Raw genomic sequence first — 19,711 nt, forward strand, 5'->3', positions numbered from 1 at the left:
ACGACGGTTAGAACCATCAAGCGGTTGCCATAAAACACTATTAAATGGGTATCAAGGGAGTTCACCTTGTTGCGAAAGGAGTTAAAAATAGAGGGCTAAGTTAATAAGTAAACTCTTAAATCGTTGTCATTCCTTTGGCCGAAATAATTTGTATTTCAGTTATTAACTGCCTTTTGTCTAACGGATGAAGGGATCAATGTGTCACAATCGCTCCAGTCAGGTATGGAGGCGTGATTTGAGTGAATGAGCGGTTAGTAGTTCTTGTTCTTGCGGGTATTGCTTTCCTGGGATTGTGGGTTGCCCCGTGGGCGGCCACTAACCGCGAGACAGGAGCTAGAAGCGCTGTGGTGCTCTTAACTAACCGTTCGATTGACTTCACTGGGCGCACAGAACCAGTTGACGTCCCTGGTCAGGTGCCTCTATTGATACTAGGATCAATCTGTTTAATAGGCCTTGCTGGGAGTACAGTTCTGGTTGGTAGGACCCGGCAATTTCTATGGCTTGGATTCGGGGTTGCTACGATTGGCCTTAACGCATGGGGTCTGAATCTTTTTAGTCAAGCTGTAACGGAAGCCCGGATGGGAGCTTTCGTTGAGGTAGTTGAAGATCGGATTAAAAATCCTAAAGGTACTACTGATATATTGCGTTTACGAGAAATAGCCGATCGTGCTTATTCTGTACCCCTAAAATATTCCCTTGCAGAAGCTAAAGAGGCTGGTCTGAATGTTCGTCGGCTTCCGTACAAAAACGGAGGGATGGGCCTATCTGCTTTTCTCATGTTCTTAGCTGGGAGCGTTTCGGTATTCCTTAGTTTGAGACTTTCTTCTCAGATTAGCGGTGTAATTGATAGAATTATAACAATTACAGCTGTCCCAACTATGTCCATACTATTAGCTTTGGTTGTAGCTGCTATTGTGGTGTTGCTGCTACAGCCAACCCCTATAGGTCGCAGTGTTGAAATTTCGAGTCCCTATATGTATTTGGTGGGACGGATAGACACGTTATGGCATGCCTATCTAACGCTGTTCTCAGACTCGTTAGGGACACTTTCTGGCTTCATGGAAGCGCTGAAGTTTTCTACTCCTCTGATTTTTACAGGCCTGGCAGTAGCCTTTGGCTTTCAAGCCGGCCTATTCAATATTGGTGCTCCCGGTCAGATGATTATTGGGGCTATTTTTGCAATGTTGATAGGTGTGTATTTACCTGGACCAAAGATTTTAATTCTTCCTGCAACCGTCATAGCAGCCGCAGTTGGAGGTGGACTGTGGGGAGCTCTACCCGGCTGGCTTAAAGCTCGATTTGGAGCTAGCGAAGTTATCAATACTATTCTCCTGAATCTTGTCGCGGCGGCATTTTTGCTATTTATTTTGTCTTCGAGTCCCTCCTTTGCGGCTTCCGCTCTCCGGATTATCGTTTTCTTTGCGCTGGCAGGGTTATTTATTCTCGCGTTAGCAATTATCCCCATCATCCGGAAGGTTTTTAAGAAAGCTCCGCGGGCAATACTAGGATTAGTAGGTGTTACGGTTTTGATTGGCACGGTTTTGGTTGGGTTACCACGGGTTGGTGATCAGGTAGTTGTTCTCAACCTACCGTTTAAGGTTGCGGGGTCAGAACCTAAGTCGCAGGAGGTTAGGGAAGCCGCAAGGTTGCCCCAGTTACCTGAGTTTTTTGGGATTGATGTGCGAGAAACTCCGGGTGTTAATGAGGTAAAGATCAATGGTGCCTTAGTTATTGGGATAGTGGTAGGACTAGTAATCCTTTTAATTATCACGAAGATGGCTACTCGTATGCCTTGGTTGTTTCGGTTCGCTATATCTTGTTTCGCTGGAGTGTTGAGTTTTGGTGTGAGCGCGGCATTTGGACTTACGAAAGCCAGCATTGCTATACCTCCAACAAATCTTAACGCTGCCTTTCTTATCGCTATAGCATCTGCGGTTTTGATGCAGTACGTCCTGTGGCGAACAAAGTGGGGATACGAACTTAGAGCTGTAGGGGTTTCTCCTGAGGCCGCAGAATACGGTGGTGTTAGCATTTCTAGGAATACTATACTAGCCATGACGGTGAGTGGCGCGTTCGCTGGTCTTACCGCCTGTCATTATGTTTTGGGTGGCGCCTTAAATGATTTTTCTTTGCGACAAGCTTTGCCTACCGGCGATGGTTTCGATGGAATTGCGGTAGCCCTATTGGGCGGCAATTCCCCCCTAGGTATAGTTTTGTCAGCTTTTTTGTTCGGGGTATTAAAGAACGGTGGTTCAGTTCTAAACATTACTTTCCCAGGGTTGACTAGAGATGTTGTCAGCATGATTCTTGCCTTGGTAGTGCTGTTTATTGCTGCCAAAGGATTTCTTCTTCGCAAGGCTAGCAAAGGGTTGGTTCAGAGATCTTCCAGTCTAGGGAATGCGGGACGAAAATCATATCAGGAGAGGTCATCTGGTGAGTCTTGACGCAATCCTACTAGTTACTTTAATAGGTTCTACCCTTAGAGCTACAACGCCCCTTCTCCTAGCTGCGCTCGGTGGGATGTTTAGCGAGCGGTCGGGTGTGGTGAACATTGCCCTTGAGGGCATTATGCTTTTTGGGGCTCTAAGCGCCGCAATAACTGCTCAGTTGATTGAGGCCCCGTTTTTGGTAGACAACCCTAATGCCTTCGTGCCTCTGGCTCCAGTAGCTGGCGTTTTAGCGGCTGCAGCAGCGGGGGCCTTAGTCGGGTGGATACATGCAGTTATATCAATCCGGTATAACGCTGACCAAATAATTACAGCCACTGCAATAAACCTTATGGCAATCGGAATACCTAGACTTATACTGACTGGGCTTTACGATAATTCCTCGACTAGTGAACCGCTTCGGAATCGGTTACCTGAGTGGGGTTTCGGTGATTTTACCTTAAGTCCCCTTGTTTATTTGGCTTTTTTGTTGGTACCAATAACCTGGTATGTAATCTTCCGTACCCCCTTTGGCCTAAGATTACGATCTGTGGGAGAGCATCCTGAAGCAGCAGATTCTGTTGGGATTGACGTACGCCAAATCAGATATTACGCTGTGATACTTTCGGGTGTTTTAGCAGGTCTAGCTGGTGCCTTCTTGTCTATAGGAAATCTTAATCAGTTTATTCGGGAGATGGCTGGAGGGAGAGGGTTTATTGCGCTGGCCGCACTAATTTTTGGCAAATGGAATCCGTGGGGTGTTCTTGGCGCAACGCTTCTTTTTGGGGCTTTTGAGGCGGCAGCTACGTTGTTGGGTGGTACGCAACTTCTTCCACCTACTATAGTCCAAGCTATCCCATTTGTGCTCACCATGCTTGTCTTAGCTGGTTTCGTCGGACGGGCCATAGCCCCTAAAGCTATCGGAAAGCCTTTCGAGAAGTAGGCTACTTTGATACTTTTCTGGCCTTTTTGCCACTGGGGTATCGGCCATGCTGTTTAAAAAGTATCGCCAGGTGTTATATACCTTGTTCAAACGAGAAAGTTTGGGGTCTTGGGGGCAATGCACAAGTAAGGAAAAAGGTTCGCAGCCCATCTAGCTTAGAATCGATTATTTGATTTAACGTAATCGGGCTGTTTGGTATAGAGCGTGATGCACTTTTTCTCCTGCGAAATCTCTTTTGGCCGTAGGCCAGCCTGCGATCTGGTTCGTGAGAGGGTATATTTATCAAACTGCGCTACTCGGAAGAATATTTAAGGAGGTAGCTTGATAAAATTTGTTGAAGGTACCGTTTCGGAGCTGTCAGATGAGAGCGTTGTTGTTGAGGTTGGGCCTATAGGCTTAGAGGTATATGTGCCGAAAACGATCCTTATCGGTCTTCGGTTGGGTAGTTTGGTCCGTCTCTATACACATTTGGTAGTCCGTGATGATGGTTGGACGCTCTATGGGTTTCCTGATAATGTTTTGCTCAATATGTTTAAACAATTAATTAGCGTGTCTGGAGTTGGCCCTAAACTGGGGCTTGCTATGCTGTCTACCCTCGAGGCAAATGTAATCGGGACTGCTATCCTTCAGAAAGACTCTGAGCTCCTCTCCAGCGCCCCTGGTATTGGGAAAAGAACGGCTGAGCGTATTGTGTTGGAATTAGAGCATAAGGTTGCTGAATTCCCACTCAAAAGTAAGGATCAAAAACCGAGCGGAACCGTACGCAGTCAGGCCAGCGTGGATGCTATCGAAGCTCTAGTTGCTTTGGGATATAGAGAGGCTAACGTTAAGGCGGTTGTCGCTGAGTTGGCAATCACTAAGCCACAAGAATCAGCCGAAGGTCTTATTAGAAAAAGCTTGGGCAAACTCCGCTAGAGGACGAATTAGGAAATTCGTAGTGGAACAGGTTTTTGGCGTTCCTGTTACGGAGTGCGAAGTATTCGGTATTTTTCGTAAAGGTTAGTAATTTTTATCGGGTTGGGACCTAATGTTCACATAGGCCGAATCGATTGGTTGTAATTCCGTGGTGAATCCTAGGCTACTACCGAAAAACCTGGCATATGGGACAAACACTGCCCTTATAGGGCTAACAAAACTTTGATTTTTAAAGATTGCGATGAAGAATAAAACACAAAAGTGCTTCAAAGTCTAAGAACCACTAGATCGTGATCTAACCCGAGAAAACCCTTAGCAACCGCATGCGTCCGTTTGAAGGTTCTGCCACAGCAACCAAATGTCCATTTGGGCTAATTAAGCTGTGACGCTCATTCTTTTGCAGAGGCAGTCGTTGTCCCTTTAGTACGCGTAACGTTTCATCTTCTTCTAACTGGACCACTGGATATGGAAGAGCATTAACTAAACTTAAGCCCTGGTCTGATTTTAGATTTAGCGGTGATACAGCCTGTGTTAGCGTGAAGTGTCCGGCCTGAGTGCGGAGCAGGCCACTTAGGTGGGAAGGTATTTTTAGAATAGAGCCGAGATCACGAGCAAAGCCCCTTGCATAGGTTCCAGCGCTGACTTCTAAATCGAATATAGCTGTCGGGAAATTCCCGAGCGATTTAGCTGTATTAAACGCAAATCCATGATCGGCCGGACGCCAATGACCATTTTGATCGGGTGAGAAAAATTTAGGCAGAACTGAGTGACCACTATAGAAGCCAATCAACGTGATGGTGTGGTATTGAGCTGGCCGGGGAGCATGATTGATTGTTTGGCCTTTGCGGGCTGACCGGTAACTGGGTACCCCTTTCTGTTTTATCGCTGAAAATTGTGGGGGCACCTGGTGTTCTAGAGAAAGGAAGTATCCCAGTGAGTCTTTTATGGCGTCGGTGGTGATGTGTTCTGCGCTAGCCCTATCTAATATGGGTCCCTCGGCGTCGAGAGTCAATGTGCTAGCCCCGAAAGCTACGCTAGCTAAATAACGCTTCGTAGTAAGGCTGAGGAAAGGCGATAGCTTGGTAGCTTGTCCCGCAAGGAGGATTAGGACGCCAGTTGCAAGAGGATCCAGAGTTCCAGCGTGCCCTACCTTTTTTACGGCTAAAGCTTGGCTTCCCAAGTTTACTGTTTTCCTCGACGTCAAACCCAACGGTTTATTTAATACAAAAACCGACATGATGACTTATTCTATGATTGTATTGAGTTTTAATACAGTTTTTGGAAAAAGGTTCGCCGTTTTTTGCGCACTGGAAAAAACTTGGTGGATATTTGGTTGGAATCGGTTCGCTGAAGCGAAGTCGGTTGGTACGTTGTCAATACGATAATGGATTAGATAATTAGGTTTAAATAGTGTGGGGTTGTACTTTTTGTTCAACGAGATTGTTCTTTCCAACCCAGTCGATTGATTTCTTGGGCTTCGACAAAAGGCCCTTAAAACAAATAATGAGGCTAAGAAATTTAAGTTTAAGTAAAGGTTGTTGACCAATTGTCCCAACCAAAAGTAGACAACAACACTATGAAGATTATCTTAATGTTTAGTTACAAACAATTAAGGGATGGTTGTTACCATACCCTAATGAGGCAACAAGATTTCTGCCAGGTAAGTAGACTACGATGTTAATCCCTATCGGGCTAGTGCTTTTGTTAGGTCAGGCTCCCATTCTTCCCGTAACAATTGAATCTGGGAGTGAGGTACGTCTCGTATCCGTAGATCTGTTGCGTGTATATGCTACTGGTCGGGTCGTAGAAAGACGCCTAGAGATGTTTGGGAGGCTCCCTCCTGGACAACAACTTAGGCTCCTGATATTTTCAATGGAACAAGACAAACAATCTGGGGGAGAGACGGGTGTTCTTGGTAGCGCCTTAACTGGGATAGTGGACGCTGACGGAAGAAGTATTTTAGTCATCGTAAAAGAGGGCCACGGCGCTGTAGATTTTGGCGCATGGCTTCAAAAACAATTCGGCATAAGTATGACGTTTAGTGCGAGAGAAAGTCCGTGATACCCATTGACAGGCGCAAAATTATCATTGTGGAGGATGACCAAGATATTAGCCGACTTCTGAAATTAGAATTAGAGGAAAGCGGGTTTCACGTTGATACTTTTGAAACAGGAATTCGTGGCCTTTTAGCGATTCGGGAAGAGCAACCAGATTTAGTTATCCTAGACCTTGGGTTGCCTGATCTGAGTGGAGCGGAAATCGCACGGCGGGTCCGCAGCACTAGTGAAATTCCCATCATTATCCTTACTGCTGCACATGACCTCGGCACTAAAGTAGAAATGCTTAATCATGGAGCCGACGACTACTTGGCTAAACCCTTTCACATAAGCGAACTTGTTGCCCGTGTAAACGTGCAACTTCGGAAACGGACAAACACGAGTGTGAAAAAGCTTGGCGATCTGTCGGTAGATGAAATAAGTCGGCAGGTATTTTGCGGTTCTAAGGAAGTTAGGTTATCGCCTAGAGAGTTCCAATTAATAACTTATCTCTGTAGTAAACCGGGTCGTGTTTACAGTCGGGAGGAGATAGAGAAGAATGTTTGGGGACCTGAGTTGCCGCAATCAAGTAATGTGGTGGATGTGCACATTGCCAACATTAGGGGAAAGCTTCGTCAAGCAGGTGGCTTTGGTGTGATACGTACTGTCCGTGGAATTGGTTACGCGGTTAAGGGTTGATAAGCAGTTTCCGGGACTGAAGCTGTCAGCAGCCGAAGAAGGCTAATAAGGTCGGGAATGCCTTTGAGGTGGCGGGTGGCTATTCTCGGAAGTTTCACGATAGCGGTTTTAAGCGTGTTGGCCTCCTTGTCGTCATTCTGGATAGTTAGTTCGGTTTTGCGCGGCGATGAACAGAGGGCTCTTAGGCGTGATGTTAAGAAAGTAGTTGAAGTGTATGCGGGAAACAAGGAGACGGAGGAATACCTCACGGGACCAACAGGGAGAGTCGCAGTCCAACTTTACGATTCGGTAGGTACTCTTTTCGTTGGTTCCAGCCCAGCTTTTGAGCGTTCAACTGCTGCTCTTCCACGAGAGATCGTACTGGCTGCGATGATTCAGGCCCAGGACTGGCAAGGGAAGATCGAAGGGACCCGCGTCCAAGTTGCTCTTGCCCCATTCGACATGGGGGTTGTTGCCGTGATTAGTGATATGTCTTATATCGGCAATGTAATTAGGCGAATTGGACTAGTACTACTTTTTACAGCGTTGTCACTTGTGGTTTTGAGCGGCGTGATTGGATACTGGGTGGCTGGTCTAGCGATTAAACCGATCACTAGCTTGGCTAGGGTAGCAGCCAAAATGGGGCCTATGCGGTTAGCTCCTGTCGGGTATGAAGGGCCAGATGACGAAGTTGGGGAATTAAGCCAGGTATTAAATGCACTTATTGCTCGGCTTAAGGTTTCGATTGATGGCCAAAGAGAATTTCTTGCTGAGACTAGCCATGAATTGAGGACCCCCCTTACAAGCCTTAAAGGGTTTTTAGTTCGTGCTTTACGTCATTCAAATTCCGAACAAGAAAATGATCTTCGCGATGCGAGCCGGATAGCTGATGGGATGGCACGTCTGGTGGAAGATTTACTAGAGCTATCCAGGGGAGAATTGCTTCAAGGTAACGCACCTTCTTTTGTTCAGCCGTTGCAGGATATTCTACAACCAGTAGCGGCGGAATTTCCGGGTCTTCGTGTCACTGGTAATTCTGAAGTCGGTGTGGTCGGGGATGCAGATCGCCTTCGGCAACTTATTAGAAATCTGGCAGCCAATGCGCTAAGAGCGGTGGGAGATCCCACTCGGGTTGTATTACACCTACAAACCGATGAGGACAAGGTTATTTTAAGAGTTTGTGATGATGGTCCTGGAATTCCAGAAGAGATTCAACCTTATATTTTCAAGAAGTTTTACAAAGGAGCCGGTGGTGGCGTTGGGTTAGGACTGGCTATTGCCCAACAGATTGCTAAGCAGCACGGTGCGGAAATTAAAGTGAAAAGCCGAGCGGGGGAGACAATATTTTCCGTATTCCTAACGGCCGTAAGTAGAGGAAGTTAAAAAAGGATCGAAATTTCTGCACAATCGTAAATTTGGTTAATACCTTATATTTCTAAAAAATGGAACTAACGGTTGTGGGTACATTTCGAATACGAGCCCAAAAAGATAAGTTCGTGTCACCATAATTGCTCGCAGACGTTCCGTGGATATGTTCGCTCCGCGATTAAAGCCGTTTGCGTCACACGGAAATATTTTCAAGAGTCATTGTTTGTATTCCAAGGTGCCGAAAAGCAATGCTGAGAGGAAACAAAATGGCAACATGAAAGGACTCTTAATAGAAGAGGTACTTCTAAGGCATACCGGTTGACTGGTAAACTACCGCCCATGAGCATTAGACCAGATTGGTGGATTCGCGAAAGGGCCCTGGAGGGCATGATCGAACCTTTCGAAGAAAACTTGGTTCGGGAAGGCGTCATTAGTTACGGGTTATCGAGCTTTGGGTATGATCTTCGGGCGGCTCCTGAGTGGGCTATTTTTGTGAACGCCTTTAATACGGTTGTAGATCCAAAAAAATTCGATACTGATAGCCTCATTGAGCTATCCGACGAAGAATGTATCATTCCCCCTAACTCTTTCGTTCTTACCCGCTCTGTCGAGTACCTTAGGATTCCAGATAATGTGATGGTTGTAGCGCTAGGTAAGAGTTCGTACGCCCGGTGTGGAATTGTGGCCAACGTGACGCCCCTAGAGCCTGGTTGGGAGGGTCATGTAACTCTGGAGCTATCTAACACGACTCCACTACCGGCGAAGGTATATGCCAATGAAGGAATAGTTCAATTATTATTTTTTCAAGGGGAGAGGCCAGAGGTAACCTACGGTGATCGTAAAGGCAAGTATCAGGGACAGACTGGGGTTACCCTTCCTCGCCTATGAAATATCTTTAGTGAATCGGTACGATAATTTGTTACCTGCGAGAAGAGATATTACTGTTGTAAGTACTTGTTTCTGTCGCGATTATGATTAGCAAGATTTACATTAGGACGGAAAACGCGCTTATCTCCGTCGAACCCGTGTAAAAAGTAAAAGTATGGGAGACCGTTAGAGTCCAGTCGTTGGGGCGATAGTACTGCAAGAAGGGCAACTTGGCCAGGGTTGCTAATGGGAGTTGATGGTAAACCGCTTCGTGTGTATGTATTCCACTCATGATCTTGCTCAAAATCTCCCGCCCTTATATCTAACGCTGGAAGTTGTTTGTTAAGGCCGTAAGCAACTGTGGGATCTGACTGCAAAGGCATTCCTTGGTCCAGGCGATTTAGGAATACGCCAGCAATAATTTTCATCTCGTCATCGTTTCCAGCTTCAGTCTGCACAATACTAGCCAAGATTACCCATTCAATAATTGAAAGGTTACGTTCTAACAATAGTGATGCGACATCAGGCGTAATTTCTTGATCAAAGCGGTTAAGTAGAAATCCTAAGACTTCCTCTGGGGTACTTTTAACTGGTATCTCGTAACTGGCTGGGAAGAGAAAACCTTCCAGTCCAAGGTTTTCTGGGATGTAAGCCTTCCGAAAATTTCTAGGTTCTCTAATCATTAAGAAAAACTCTTCCTGGTTTCCGAGGCCTGAAGCAGCTAGAGTTTCGGCTACTTCATTGTCACGAAGTCCTTCCGGCAATAGGACCCTTATCGTTCGTGGTTTTCCACCTGCCATCAACTTGTTGCTTATTTGATGAGCACTCATGCCTTGGTGAAGTTCGTAAAGGCCCGCTCCTATTTTAGTATCTAAATTTCGGATGCGCAGCATAATGCTAAATAGTTTCCCGTTGCGCACGAGCCCTGCGGTCTCTAACTGTCTTGAAGTGTGCGAAGCACCCCAACCGTTTAGAACTTCGAATTGAATAACATTATTGCTATTAGGTGTTACCGGGCTTAGTAAGTGCGTGAGTCCCAGAGCTATGCCTGATAAAAATAAGAATAGGGCGCAAAACAAAAATTTCGTGCCAACAATTAGGTCAGAATAGGCAATTGGGTGACTTGAATTTGCTGAAGGGGTCATAGCTTGGTCCGCTCTATGAATGATTCTAGGATTAAGACAGCGGAAATCTTATCTATAAGACCCTTATTACGTTTGATGCTTTTGTTTGGATTGTGCCTTGCTATATGACGAGAGGCTAACTTACTGGTATAACGCTCATCTTCGAAAGTCACCTCGAGACCGTGCTGTTTTATGGCTTCCGTAAAGGAGCATATACGTTTTGCTTGCAATGACTCTTTTCCATCGGTTCTAACGGGTAGACCTACTACTATCAATGTAGCCTTTTCTATGTCAGCGAGGTCATATATTTTTTGCAAGTCGGTAGATAAATTGCTTCGCAAAATTGTTTCCCTTCCGAAAACGAAGGAGGTTCCAGGTGGGCTTACCGCGACGCCTATCCGGGCTTCTCCAACATCTAGGGCAAGTATTCCCCGCATTATGCTCATGATTTACCCAACCAATTCTCCAACACTCTGGCGATACCGTCTTCGTCGTTGGAGGTCGTGAGAACATTAGAGATGGCACGGATTTGTGGAGAAGCGTTTGCGGGAGCTACACTCGTTCCTGCCCACAGGAGCATTTCCCGGTCGTTATGCTGGTCACCGAAAGCTGCTGTCTCTTCCCGTTCAATTCCTAGTTTTTTAGCTAGCCGGCAAAGGGCGTTACCTTTGTTGACCTGTGGATGCATCACTTCTAACACCGAACTAGCGCTCCATGTTTGGTAAATACTTTGCTTTGACAAAGATCGCGATAATTCCAGGGCTGATTTGTGAGGGTGTCTAAAGAGTAGTTTGATTGCGCTTTGTCCCTCAAGAAATCTTTCAACGCGACCTACTCCATTCGGTGGGATCTGGTCAGGCTCTTCTCGTATTTGCTGGCGGAAATCAAAGAAATTTTGGTCGAGATACCAACCTTCTAAGGTTTCTAGGCCAACTTGGATATCTGAGAAGGTTTCACGCATTTTTTTAAGTATTACTTGTGCCGTTGTTTTTGAGAGAGTTTGCACATGAGTTGTTACGTTATTACGGTAGCCATATAAACCAGCTCCGTTGTACACGATCGCAGTATTAATCTCCAGTTGGTTCATAAAGGAACGCGTATTTCTGGGTGGTCGACCCGTGCAAAGAATGATTCTTACGCCTCTGATACTCAATTCTCTTATGGCGGAAACGGTTCGGTCAGTTACACGTTTTTGGCTGGTAAGGAGTGTTCCGTCCAAATCAAATGCTATTAATCTGGGTAGAGTAGTCATCAGAGAGAAAAATCTTTCGGCGTTATTCAGAAGATTCTAGGATTTCAGGGATGGCGTCAAGACATAATTTAATGTGATCAGGATTTTTGACACCTGCCTGAGCGATGTCGGGGCGGCCACCGCCACTGCCACCTGCTCGAGCTACTAATGTTTGGATCAAGGTGCCTGCGTGAAGGCCACGTTTTTGGGCGTCACTTGTTAATTTAACCACCATAAGAGCCCCGCTTCCTAGAACTACTAGGTCAACTGCTGAGTTTTCAAGGAGGTTATCAGCAGCAGTTCTAAGTGAGTTAGCATCGAGATCTTTGAGAACCGCACTTGCGTATTTGAAGCCGCCGGCTTCTTGAGTTTCATGATCGGTTGCTTCTTTAGTCTGTGCTGCAGCTAATTTTTCACGCAAATCTCTAACTTCTCGTTGTGTGTCCTTGAGGTCGCTACTGAGACTAATTACCCTAGTTTCTATCTCAGACCGATGAGCACCGAAGTGATCTTGTAGGCGAGTTATGTAACCCTTGAGTTTACTGATGTCGCTAATGGCGCTCATTCCGGTGACAGCAGTAATACGTCTAACGCCAGCGGAAACAGCCTCTTCTTCAGTAATTAGGAATGGACCTATAGATCCTGTGAGCTTTACGTGTGTACCGGCGCATAGTTCTATCGAAATAGGAATTTTGTTCGTTTCTGCATGTACTTCGACTATACGGACAATCTCTCCGTATTTTTCACCAAAGAGCATCATAGCTCCTGATTCACGTGCCTCGTTTATAGGGACGAAGCTGGTTTTAATTTCGTAGTTTCCTTGGATCCAGGAATTGACTAGGGTTTCTATGCTTTCAAGCTCTTTTGGGTCCAGGGCTTTAGAATGAGAGAAGTCAAACCGGAGTCTTTCAGGCTCTACCAGAGAGCCGGATTGCGCTACGTGAGTCCCTAAAATTGTTCGTAGGGCAGCGTGTAGTAGGTGTGTAGCTGTGTGATTCTTACTCGTGTTATTGCGGATGGGATCTGGGATCGCTAAGACATCGTTATTCACCTGTAGCGTTCCTTGGGTAATCGTAGCGTGGTGAAGAATTAGGCCGTGATTGGTTTTCGTGGTTTCAAGGATTTTAGCCTGCCCGTCTTCCCACTCGAGGATCCCCCGATCTCCGATTTGACCACCGCCTCTAGGGTAAAAGGGGCTGCTTTCAATTACTATATGTCCCTTCTGTCCAACTGTTAGTTCGGTCGTTGCCTTATCCTCGGAAAGGAGAGCTATAACTTTTGCATCGGTTTGTTCCATATTTTCGTAACCTGTGAAGGTTGTTTCACCGTACTTTTTGGCAACTGCACCTAAATCATCTCGGAGTTCAGAAAAAAGGTTTTGGTCAACCGTATTTTGTTGCGCGACCTTCCGGGCGACATTACGGGCTACTTCATAGCCTTCAGCGTCAACGGTAATGTTCCGCTCGGCCGCCATTTCTCTTGTAATGTCCAAGGGAAATCCGTAAGTTTGCCAAAGATCAAAGGCGGTTTCCCCAGGTAGTATTGAATCTGGAAGGTTTGTTAGGATGTCCTCAACCCGTAAAATACCGGATTCGAGCGTACGCAGGAATTGTTTTTCCTCGGTATGGACAATACCTTGTACTCGTTCCTGTGCGTGAATTAAGTCTGGGTAAGCGGTGCTCATGGCTTCGACTGCGCATTCGACTAGAGCATGAAGAATAGGTTTACGAATGCCTAATAGCCATGCGTGCCGAGATGCCCGACGGATTAGCATTTTTATAACGTAACCAGGACCGTCGTTTGTGGGTAGTACCCCGTCGGCTACGGCGCAGGTAACTGCACGTACATGATCAGCTATCACTCTGTGCGAAACACTTGTTTTCCCCTGGTAAGAAATCCCAGAATATTTTTCTAGGACCTTGATTGTCGGTTGGAACAGGTTGGTTGCATAAGCATCTTCGGCGCCGGTCATGACAGCGGCTAGACGTTCAAAGCCTAGTCCTGTATCAATGTTCTGCTGGGGAAGAGGCTTGAGTTCCCCATTATCTTGGCGATCGAATTGAGTGAAGACGAGATTCCAGATTTCTATATACCGGTCGCCACTACCTGTGTTGGGGCCAGTTTCATCCGGAGTTCCAAATTCTGGACCCCGGTCAAAAAAGATTTCTGAGCAAGGCCCACAAGGCCCATTCGGCCCCTTAGTAATGGCGCTAGCCGGCCAAAAGTTCTCATCCTCACCCCAACGGGAAATATGATCAGGAGGTATACCGACGTGGTCAGTCCAAATTTCATAAGCTTCGTCGTCATCTAGGAAAATAGTCACATGAAGTCGCTTTGGATCTAGGTTCATCCAATCAGCTGATGTAAGGTACTCCCAGCTCCAAGCGGCAGCTTCCTTTTTGAAGTAATCACCAAAAGAAAAATTACCTAGCATTTCGAAAAATGAGTGGTGGCGCAATGTCCTACCAACATTTTCAATATCACCTATACGGAGACACTTTTGTGCTGTTACTACCCGGTGGTGAGTACCTTCGAAATTAGCGAACTTGGGGGTAGCTCCTAAGAAATAAGGTTTGAACTGGACCATACCCGCACTGGTAAACATCAGAGTTGGATCATCCGCCTTTAGCGAGGCGCTAGGATAAACTAGGTGCGACTTAGCCTCAAAGAAATTCAAATAGCTTAGTCTCAACTTGTCCAGATCCCAATCAGTATTCAATGTAGGCCTCCAGTGCACTGAGAAGTGATTATACAGAAGGTATGTTGTTTCGGGTAACTATGTAATATGTCGTGTTGAAGCTTCACGGCCTATATGATGTCACTCATGTCGCTGCAAGGTGTGTTTCAAGGTGCAGGGAAGCAGCGTGTCATTGGCATCGGATTTCTTACGTTTGGTTTAGTTGGAGTAACTCTTTCTATATACGGGCCAGCTTTGTTGGCATTTCAGGATAGTTTTGGGATAGGTCAAAGTGCTGCTGGACTTGTGGTGAGTGCCCATTTCCTCGGCGCATTTACAGCAATAGTTTGTAGTGGCCTGATAGTTTCCCATTTTGGATATCGCCGTCCGATGATTATTGCGGCAAGTCTGTTGGTGATCGGTGCGACTGTAGTTGGTTTGGGTTTCGATTGGACTATGGTTTTACTCGGCGCGGGTTTAATCGGTCTTGGAATGGGGTTTCTGGATGTCAGCGTAAATCTACTGGTGGTGCGGTCTTTCGAAGATGGGGGTGCACCTGCTATGAATCTCCTACACACTACATTCGGGGTGGGTGCGGTGGCGGGCCCACTGTTGGTTGCGATGTTTTTACCGAGCTTCCGTCCGGCATTTGTTTTTACCGCAGTAGCGGGAGCAGCTCTGTTATGGTTCGTCTGGCGATTACGGGAACCTCCAGCCGCCCCGTCTCCGATACGGGGGCTGGGTGGGGCTTGGATCAGGATGTTTGCTTTTTGCCTGTTGTTCTTTTTTTATGTTGGGGTCGAGGTAGGGATAGGTAGTTGGGAGCCGGTGCATTTAGAACCGTCATTTGGATCCGGCCGGGCTGCGGCTCTGACTGCTTTGTACTGGGGAGCGCTTACGGTAGGGCGGTTGGTTTGCGTACCAATCAGTGCGCTCGTATCGACAAGGCGTCTTATGCTTTTTTCATCGGGATTAGGTGTTCTGGCTATTCTTTTTGCGCAATACATTGTATTGGCGCCATATGCTTACGCTCTCGTTGGTTTTGCTTTGGCACCTATTTTCCCTACGGCTTTGGTTTGGCTTGAAGAGGTATTTCCAGGCAGGGCTGAGATGCTTACCCCGCTCGTGATAGCCACTGCAATGATTGCCCCGATAATTATTTCTCCGTTAATCGGCATTGTTATTGAAACCGGTTCAACTAAAGACATCCCAACTGCATTGGGCTTGTTGACAGGTGTTTTGCTTATGGTTGTTATTTGGCTACGATGGTCGCCCCGCAAGTTAGAAATAAAGGGGTGATCTGTTCAGGAACGCGAGAATAATGAATATATCAAGATTAATGCAAGGGCTAGTTGGTGTGAGGGCTTGAGTTGGCAGTAAGTAATAGGCTATCGATTTCTATCTTAGTGGGGAGGCTGGGTTGGGCTCCCAATTTGGTTACGGTTATTGCCCCGGCTGCATTAGCAAAAGTTAATCCTTCCTCGAGATTGTTGCCTTGAGATAATTCAGCAGCGAGAGCTCCACAGAAGGCATCGCCTGCAGCAGTTGTGTCGATTGCGGTTACCGAATGCGGTTTAATGAGACCTCCATTATTGTTGGATTGCCAATAGGCACCTGCGCTTCCGAGGGTCACTATGACGGAATCTACCCCCTGATCGATGAGTTTTTGTGAGGCCTGTTCAGCCTGTGTAACGTTATTTACTGGTAGGCCGGCAAGGGATCCGGCTTCGCCTTCGTTTACTACTAAAATAGAGATGTGGCTTAAAAGCTCCGGAGGTAAAGGAGCCACCGGAGCAGCGTTAAGGATTACCGTAATATCACGATCCCAAGCGAGAGCCGCTGCGTGAGTTACTGTGTCCAGAGGTAACTCAAGTTGCATGAGTAACACTGAAACATTAGCGAAGTCCTCTTCTCGTAAGTCCGTTGGAACCAGCTTCCTATTCGCGCCGGAGCTCACAACAATCATGTTCTCCCCGTTGTCGTCGACTGTAATAAAAGCCATTCCACTTGGACCAACAGTACTTAAGACTCGATTAGTATTTACTTGAACAGAATTCAACGCAGCACGCAGTTCATCGCCGTAGCCATCGTTTCCGACCCGACCCAACATAGAAACATTGCCTCCAGCTAGAGCTGCGGCAGCGGCTTGATTAGCACCTTTGCCACCTGGAAAAGTTTGAACATCCGCACCTAAAACAGTATCGCCAGGACTGGGCTGTGCTGCTACCGGAACCACCAGATCCATATTGAGGCTACCTAACACGAGGACGCGGCTTTGGTCATTAGTCATGACCATAGTGTTGCATGTAAATAAAACACACATGCATTGGACGTCACCCAAGTTGGGCATTCTCTTAAGTTTTCGATGCTAACCCTAATTTCGCTAGTATCCACATTAGAGTTATTGTCTCGTACGAATGGTGACCACAAAAGAACCTTAGGCCTGAGACTTGACGACTAACCCTTTTTTCTTGACATTATTCTAGTGCTTGTTGATGATAAGTAGAACCATGCGTGCCTTACTGGCAGTCTTACTACTAACGGGCTTAGTAACCTCTTACGCCCAGGATGTCGAGTGGTTCCGAAGTGGACCCCATTATTTGAGTGAGGTTTTTTGGTTCGATGACTCTTGCCGCCAAGCGCTCAATTTGGACCCCGGAAAGGGACGGGTACCACTCTTTTCTGCTGGGTTTAGTTTCGTACCTGGAGATTTTACTGTCACGGTTTACATTCATTTAGACAAAACAACTGGCGGACCACCGGTTTGGGGAGGTTACGGTGGTGGAGAATTTGTTGACCCCGCTGACGGTATGAAGGTGGTACTAACTCCACTTGGCGAGACGTTTACAAGCCAAAGCAAAAACCACGATGGGATGGTCATCTCTAGTGAGATTAGCAAAAACAAAACTGGTAGAGAAGCAGTCGTGCTCAGCCTTCCACTTGCTACCTATACAAACAGTTTTCTTAATTTGAGAGGCCAAGTATTTGGGGTTGAGTTTCATAGCGACAACGGTAAGGTCCGTCGCGCAACGGCAGACCTTAGTCAAGTGGTTCCACTACTCAAGGAACAATTTGGCTCTGAATGCTTAGGAGGTAGTTCTACTACGAGCACCCCCTTTCCTAGTGCTACTAGTACTCGAGGTTCAGTACAGATAGAGAATGCCCTTGGGTTTAGTTTCCTTAGCGTTGATAAAAGAGAGACTGACTGGGGAGACATCGAGATTTATGGGGAGATTAAGAACAATAACTCCATAGGGATGGACGTCAAGATAGAAATAATTCTGCGTGATGCGAACGGCCGTCTTATAGACTCTGCTGATTTTCTTGTTGGTAACTTATCGAACATTAGGGCGGGAGGAAGTAGGGCGTTCTCCCAAGTTTTCGATGCTAACCCTAATTTCGCTAGTATCGACATTAGAGTTATTGACTCGATGGAATGGTGACCACAAAAGAACCTTAGGCCTGAGGCTTGACGACTAACCCTTTTTTTCTTGACATTCTTCTAGTGCTTGTTGAGGGTGCTCAGTCAGTGTAGACAAAAGCAATGTAAGGCAATACGGTTGTACTGAAGTGCCCAGACCTCGCTGCATCCCAATCTGCTGAGAGGTCAAGGTAAACATGAACGGTGTCCACTTGAGTCTCTGCATCCGCATACCTAACATTCGTCCCTCCATTCTGAGCAACTTCCATTAGAAGGTCACCACCCGCGTAAACGAACGGGTTAGCAAAGCTAATTAACGGCCCAAACTCGCAAATACCATCACAATTTTCGTAATCGTCAGCAGCGATTTCCCAGCTTGTTTCAGGAATCACAATTACTTCGTCTGAACCCCGATTGTCTGCAAAAATATCACTAAGAGTACCCGGTCCATTTTCGGATGAACTGAGTCGAACCTCAAACTTCTCAATTGTGTCAGCAACAAAAGCATCCTGCGACCCGCCACCCAAGCCGTTGTCGCCAAGCCTAATTCTCATTCCTACAATTGTCGCCCCAACCGGCATACCATCAAGATAAGTCTCCTCATAAACGATTTGGCTCGCCCAATGACTTACATCCCAAAAAATTGAAAGTCCATCGTCCCCTTCTGTCGTTAGGGCGTCCGAAGGGATGTAGTGGGTTTTCGAACCACCAGAATCCTGACTGCATGCAGCCAACACCAGTACAGCCGCAAGGCACAAGGCAAAAACGCATAACATCCTAATTGACTTAAACACGATATGCCCTCTCTTTCTTGAGCCTAACTTCAGTCGGATTCAGAAACGATGTGACGCTAGAAGTATTCAGTAACGAAAATTATAACTCCACTAGTGACTTTCAAATTTCTTGACATTCTTCTAGTGCCTGTTGATGATAAGTAGAACCATGCGAACTTTACTAGCTGCCTTTGTTGGTGTTTTGTTTATTGGTGTTGGTTTCTATTTAATGGAGGGTGATGGTAAGACAGGTTGGGACCCGCTCGAGGCTGACTTCCAAGAAGGACTAGAACGCCTGAAGGAGTACGTTGCTCGTGAGGTCACAGCTAGAGTCCCGCAGAGTTTTAAGGAAGAGCGCATGTCTACAATTGAGCTAAACCACCAGCTCTTTCGTGACGGTTACCACGTTTCTGGCTTCGTCCCACAACAGCAATTAGAGGAACATGAGCTTGTATTTGATGTTTATTTTGATAATACGGGGACCCTGCAGGAACTAACTGCTGACTATAATCCTGATTTAAGCCTCACACTTATTGCCCTTAATTATGATGAGGCATATAGCGAAGAGTATGAATTTTTGCCAATCTTGGGCACCTTATCTAAGACTGGTGACCTCAGCATTTTTCTTCCGACGCCCCTAGCAGCCTTCGGCTGGCGTCTTGAAGATTTTGTAAATCTTGATCAGGATTGTTCTAACGTTTTGATTGACCCCTCTACGGTAGGTAGTTTTTACGCTGTAAATTTGGAGTTTTTTCTAGAACGGGGACTATACTCGGATGACATATTGACCCTTACCCCCAAACATTGGAAGCTTGTCCACGGAACAGACGTGGACACAACAACGTTAGTCTATTTCTATCAGGACACCAAGATTAAGGGAAGTTGTACCGATAATGAAGGGTTTACTCAGGTATTTGACATTGACGCACCGAAGGGGTGGAGTTACGTGCGTGACCTTTGGTATGACGATTCGTGGAGTTGGACTTCAGTATCTGACCCTAGTGACGAGTGGTTCCTTCAAGAGGATTGACGACTAACCTTTTTTCTTGACATTCCCCTAGTGCCTGTTGATGGTGCTCAGTCAGTGTAAACAAAAGCAATATTAATCATGCCATTGATTTGTACAGTTGCTACCCTGGGGTCATCGAAACCACCTTGCATATAAATGAAGGCATCATCAGCTGTTTCGGTAGTCTGCACATAAAATATATCAGCAGCACTACCGTCTGCAACAGCGACTTCCATGAGGATA

The 19,711-nt window shown here is 46.3% G+C and carries 17 protein-coding genes; 10 read left to right on the forward strand and 7 right to left on the reverse strand.

Going from position 1 to position 19,711, the window contains the following annotated elements; all coding sequences use genetic code 11:
- The first annotated feature begins 239 nt into the window (after positions 1–239).
- From CMO31_06075 to ruvA, 3 genes are all read left to right on the forward strand, one after another.
- Positions 240–2,444 (forward strand): hypothetical protein, encoded by a 2,205-nt coding sequence (locus tag CMO31_06075; GenBank protein ID MAZ53565.1) that lies wholly within the window; start codon positions 240–242, stop codon positions 2,442–2,444.
- Positions 2,398–3,369, forward strand: a complete 972-nt coding sequence (locus tag CMO31_06080; protein ID MAZ53566.1) for a sugar ABC transporter permease — start codon at positions 2,398–2,400, stop codon at positions 3,367–3,369. Before CMO31_06075 ends, CMO31_06080 begins: the two co-directional genes overlap by 47 nt.
- A gap of 321 nt (positions 3,370–3,690) precedes the next feature.
- Entirely contained in the window at positions 3,691–4,284 is a 594-nt protein-coding gene (gene ruvA / locus CMO31_06085; GenBank protein MAZ53567.1) for a Holliday junction branch migration protein RuvA, read from the forward strand.
- Between the two features lie 295 nt (positions 4,285–4,579).
- Here ruvA and truB read toward each other — a convergent pair whose 3' ends face one another.
- The gene (gene truB, locus CMO31_06090; protein ID MAZ53568.1) at positions 4,580–5,521 is read right to left on the reverse strand and encodes a tRNA pseudouridine(55) synthase TruB; all 942 of its coding nucleotides are present in this window, start codon (positions 5,519–5,521) and stop codon (positions 4,580–4,582) included.
- A 437-nt stretch (positions 5,522–5,958) separates the two neighbouring features.
- On the opposite strand from truB, the gene CMO31_06095 reads away from it, so the two are divergent.
- From CMO31_06095 to CMO31_06110, 4 genes are all read left to right on the forward strand, one after another.
- Positions 5,959–6,345: a hypothetical protein gene (locus CMO31_06095; protein ID MAZ53569.1), complete on the forward strand. Its 387-nt coding sequence runs from the start codon at positions 5,959–5,961 to the stop codon at positions 6,343–6,345.
- A gap of 5 nt (positions 6,346–6,350) precedes the next feature.
- A complete protein-coding gene (locus tag CMO31_06100) occupies positions 6,351–7,019 on the forward strand; it encodes a DNA-binding response regulator (GenBank protein ID MAZ53570.1) in 669 nt (222 codons plus the stop codon).
- 57 nt (positions 7,020–7,076) lie between these two features.
- On the forward strand, positions 7,077–8,381 hold the full coding sequence (locus CMO31_06105; GenBank protein MAZ53571.1) for a hypothetical protein: 1,305 nt from the start codon (positions 7,077–7,079) through the stop codon (positions 8,379–8,381).
- Between the two features lie 324 nt (positions 8,382–8,705).
- Positions 8,706–9,254 (forward strand): dCTP deaminase, encoded by a 549-nt coding sequence (locus tag CMO31_06110; protein ID MAZ53572.1) that lies wholly within the window; start codon positions 8,706–8,708, stop codon positions 9,252–9,254.
- A 50-nt stretch (positions 9,255–9,304) separates the two neighbouring features.
- On the opposite strand, the gene CMO31_06115 is transcribed toward CMO31_06110, so the two are convergent.
- From CMO31_06115 to CMO31_06130, 4 genes are read right to left on the reverse strand one after another with little or no spacing between them, the layout of a single operon-like run.
- Positions 9,305–10,378 carry a 4-amino-4-deoxychorismate lyase gene (locus tag CMO31_06115; protein ID MAZ53573.1) on the reverse strand — a complete coding sequence of 358 codons (1,074 nt, stop codon included), beginning with the start codon at positions 10,376–10,378 and terminating at the stop codon, positions 9,305–9,307.
- The gene (locus CMO31_06120) at positions 10,375–10,803 is read right to left on the reverse strand and encodes a Holliday junction resolvase RuvX (GenBank protein ID MAZ53574.1); all 429 of its coding nucleotides are present in this window, start codon (positions 10,801–10,803) and stop codon (positions 10,375–10,377) included. The genes CMO31_06115 and CMO31_06120 overlap by 4 nt, the downstream gene beginning before the upstream one ends.
- Positions 10,800–11,609 (reverse strand): hypothetical protein, encoded by an 810-nt coding sequence (locus CMO31_06125; protein ID MAZ53575.1) that lies wholly within the window; start codon positions 11,607–11,609, stop codon positions 10,800–10,802. The genes CMO31_06120 and CMO31_06125 overlap by 4 nt, the downstream gene beginning before the upstream one ends.
- A 22-nt stretch (positions 11,610–11,631) precedes the next feature.
- Positions 11,632–14,289 (reverse strand): alanine--tRNA ligase, encoded by a 2,658-nt coding sequence (locus CMO31_06130; GenBank protein MAZ53576.1) that lies wholly within the window; start codon positions 14,287–14,289, stop codon positions 11,632–11,634.
- 111 nt (positions 14,290–14,400) lie between these two features.
- Here CMO31_06130 and CMO31_06135 point away from each other — a divergent pair, with 111 nt between their 5' ends.
- Complete coding sequence (locus tag CMO31_06135) at positions 14,401–15,564, forward strand: hypothetical protein (GenBank protein ID MAZ53577.1); 1,164 nt, start codon at positions 14,401–14,403, stop codon at positions 15,562–15,564.
- 49 nt (positions 15,565–15,613) lie between these two features.
- On the opposite strand, the gene rbsK is transcribed toward CMO31_06135, so the two are convergent.
- Entirely contained in the window at positions 15,614–16,555 is a 942-nt protein-coding gene (gene rbsK, locus CMO31_06140; protein MAZ53578.1) for a ribokinase, read from the reverse strand.
- Positions 16,556–16,775: 220 nt separating this feature from the next.
- Between rbsK and CMO31_06145 the strand changes: the two genes are divergently transcribed.
- On the forward strand, positions 16,776–17,708 hold the full coding sequence (locus tag CMO31_06145) for a hypothetical protein (GenBank protein MAZ53579.1): 933 nt from the start codon (positions 16,776–16,778) through the stop codon (positions 17,706–17,708).
- A 79-nt stretch (positions 17,709–17,787) separates the two neighbouring features.
- On the opposite strand, the gene CMO31_06150 is transcribed toward CMO31_06145, so the two are convergent.
- Complete coding sequence (locus CMO31_06150) at positions 17,788–18,462, reverse strand: hypothetical protein (protein ID MAZ53580.1); 675 nt, start codon at positions 18,460–18,462, stop codon at positions 17,788–17,790.
- Between the two features lie 166 nt (positions 18,463–18,628).
- On the opposite strand from CMO31_06150, the gene CMO31_06155 reads away from it, so the two are divergent.
- Entirely contained in the window at positions 18,629–19,489 is an 861-nt protein-coding gene (locus CMO31_06155) for a hypothetical protein (GenBank protein ID MAZ53581.1), read from the forward strand.
- Positions 19,490–19,711 lie beyond the last annotated feature (222 nt).

It is taken from the genome of Trueperaceae bacterium (genome assembly GCA_002707365.1).
Classification (GTDB): domain Bacteria; phylum Deinococcota; class Deinococci; order Deinococcales; family Trueperaceae; genus UBA6957.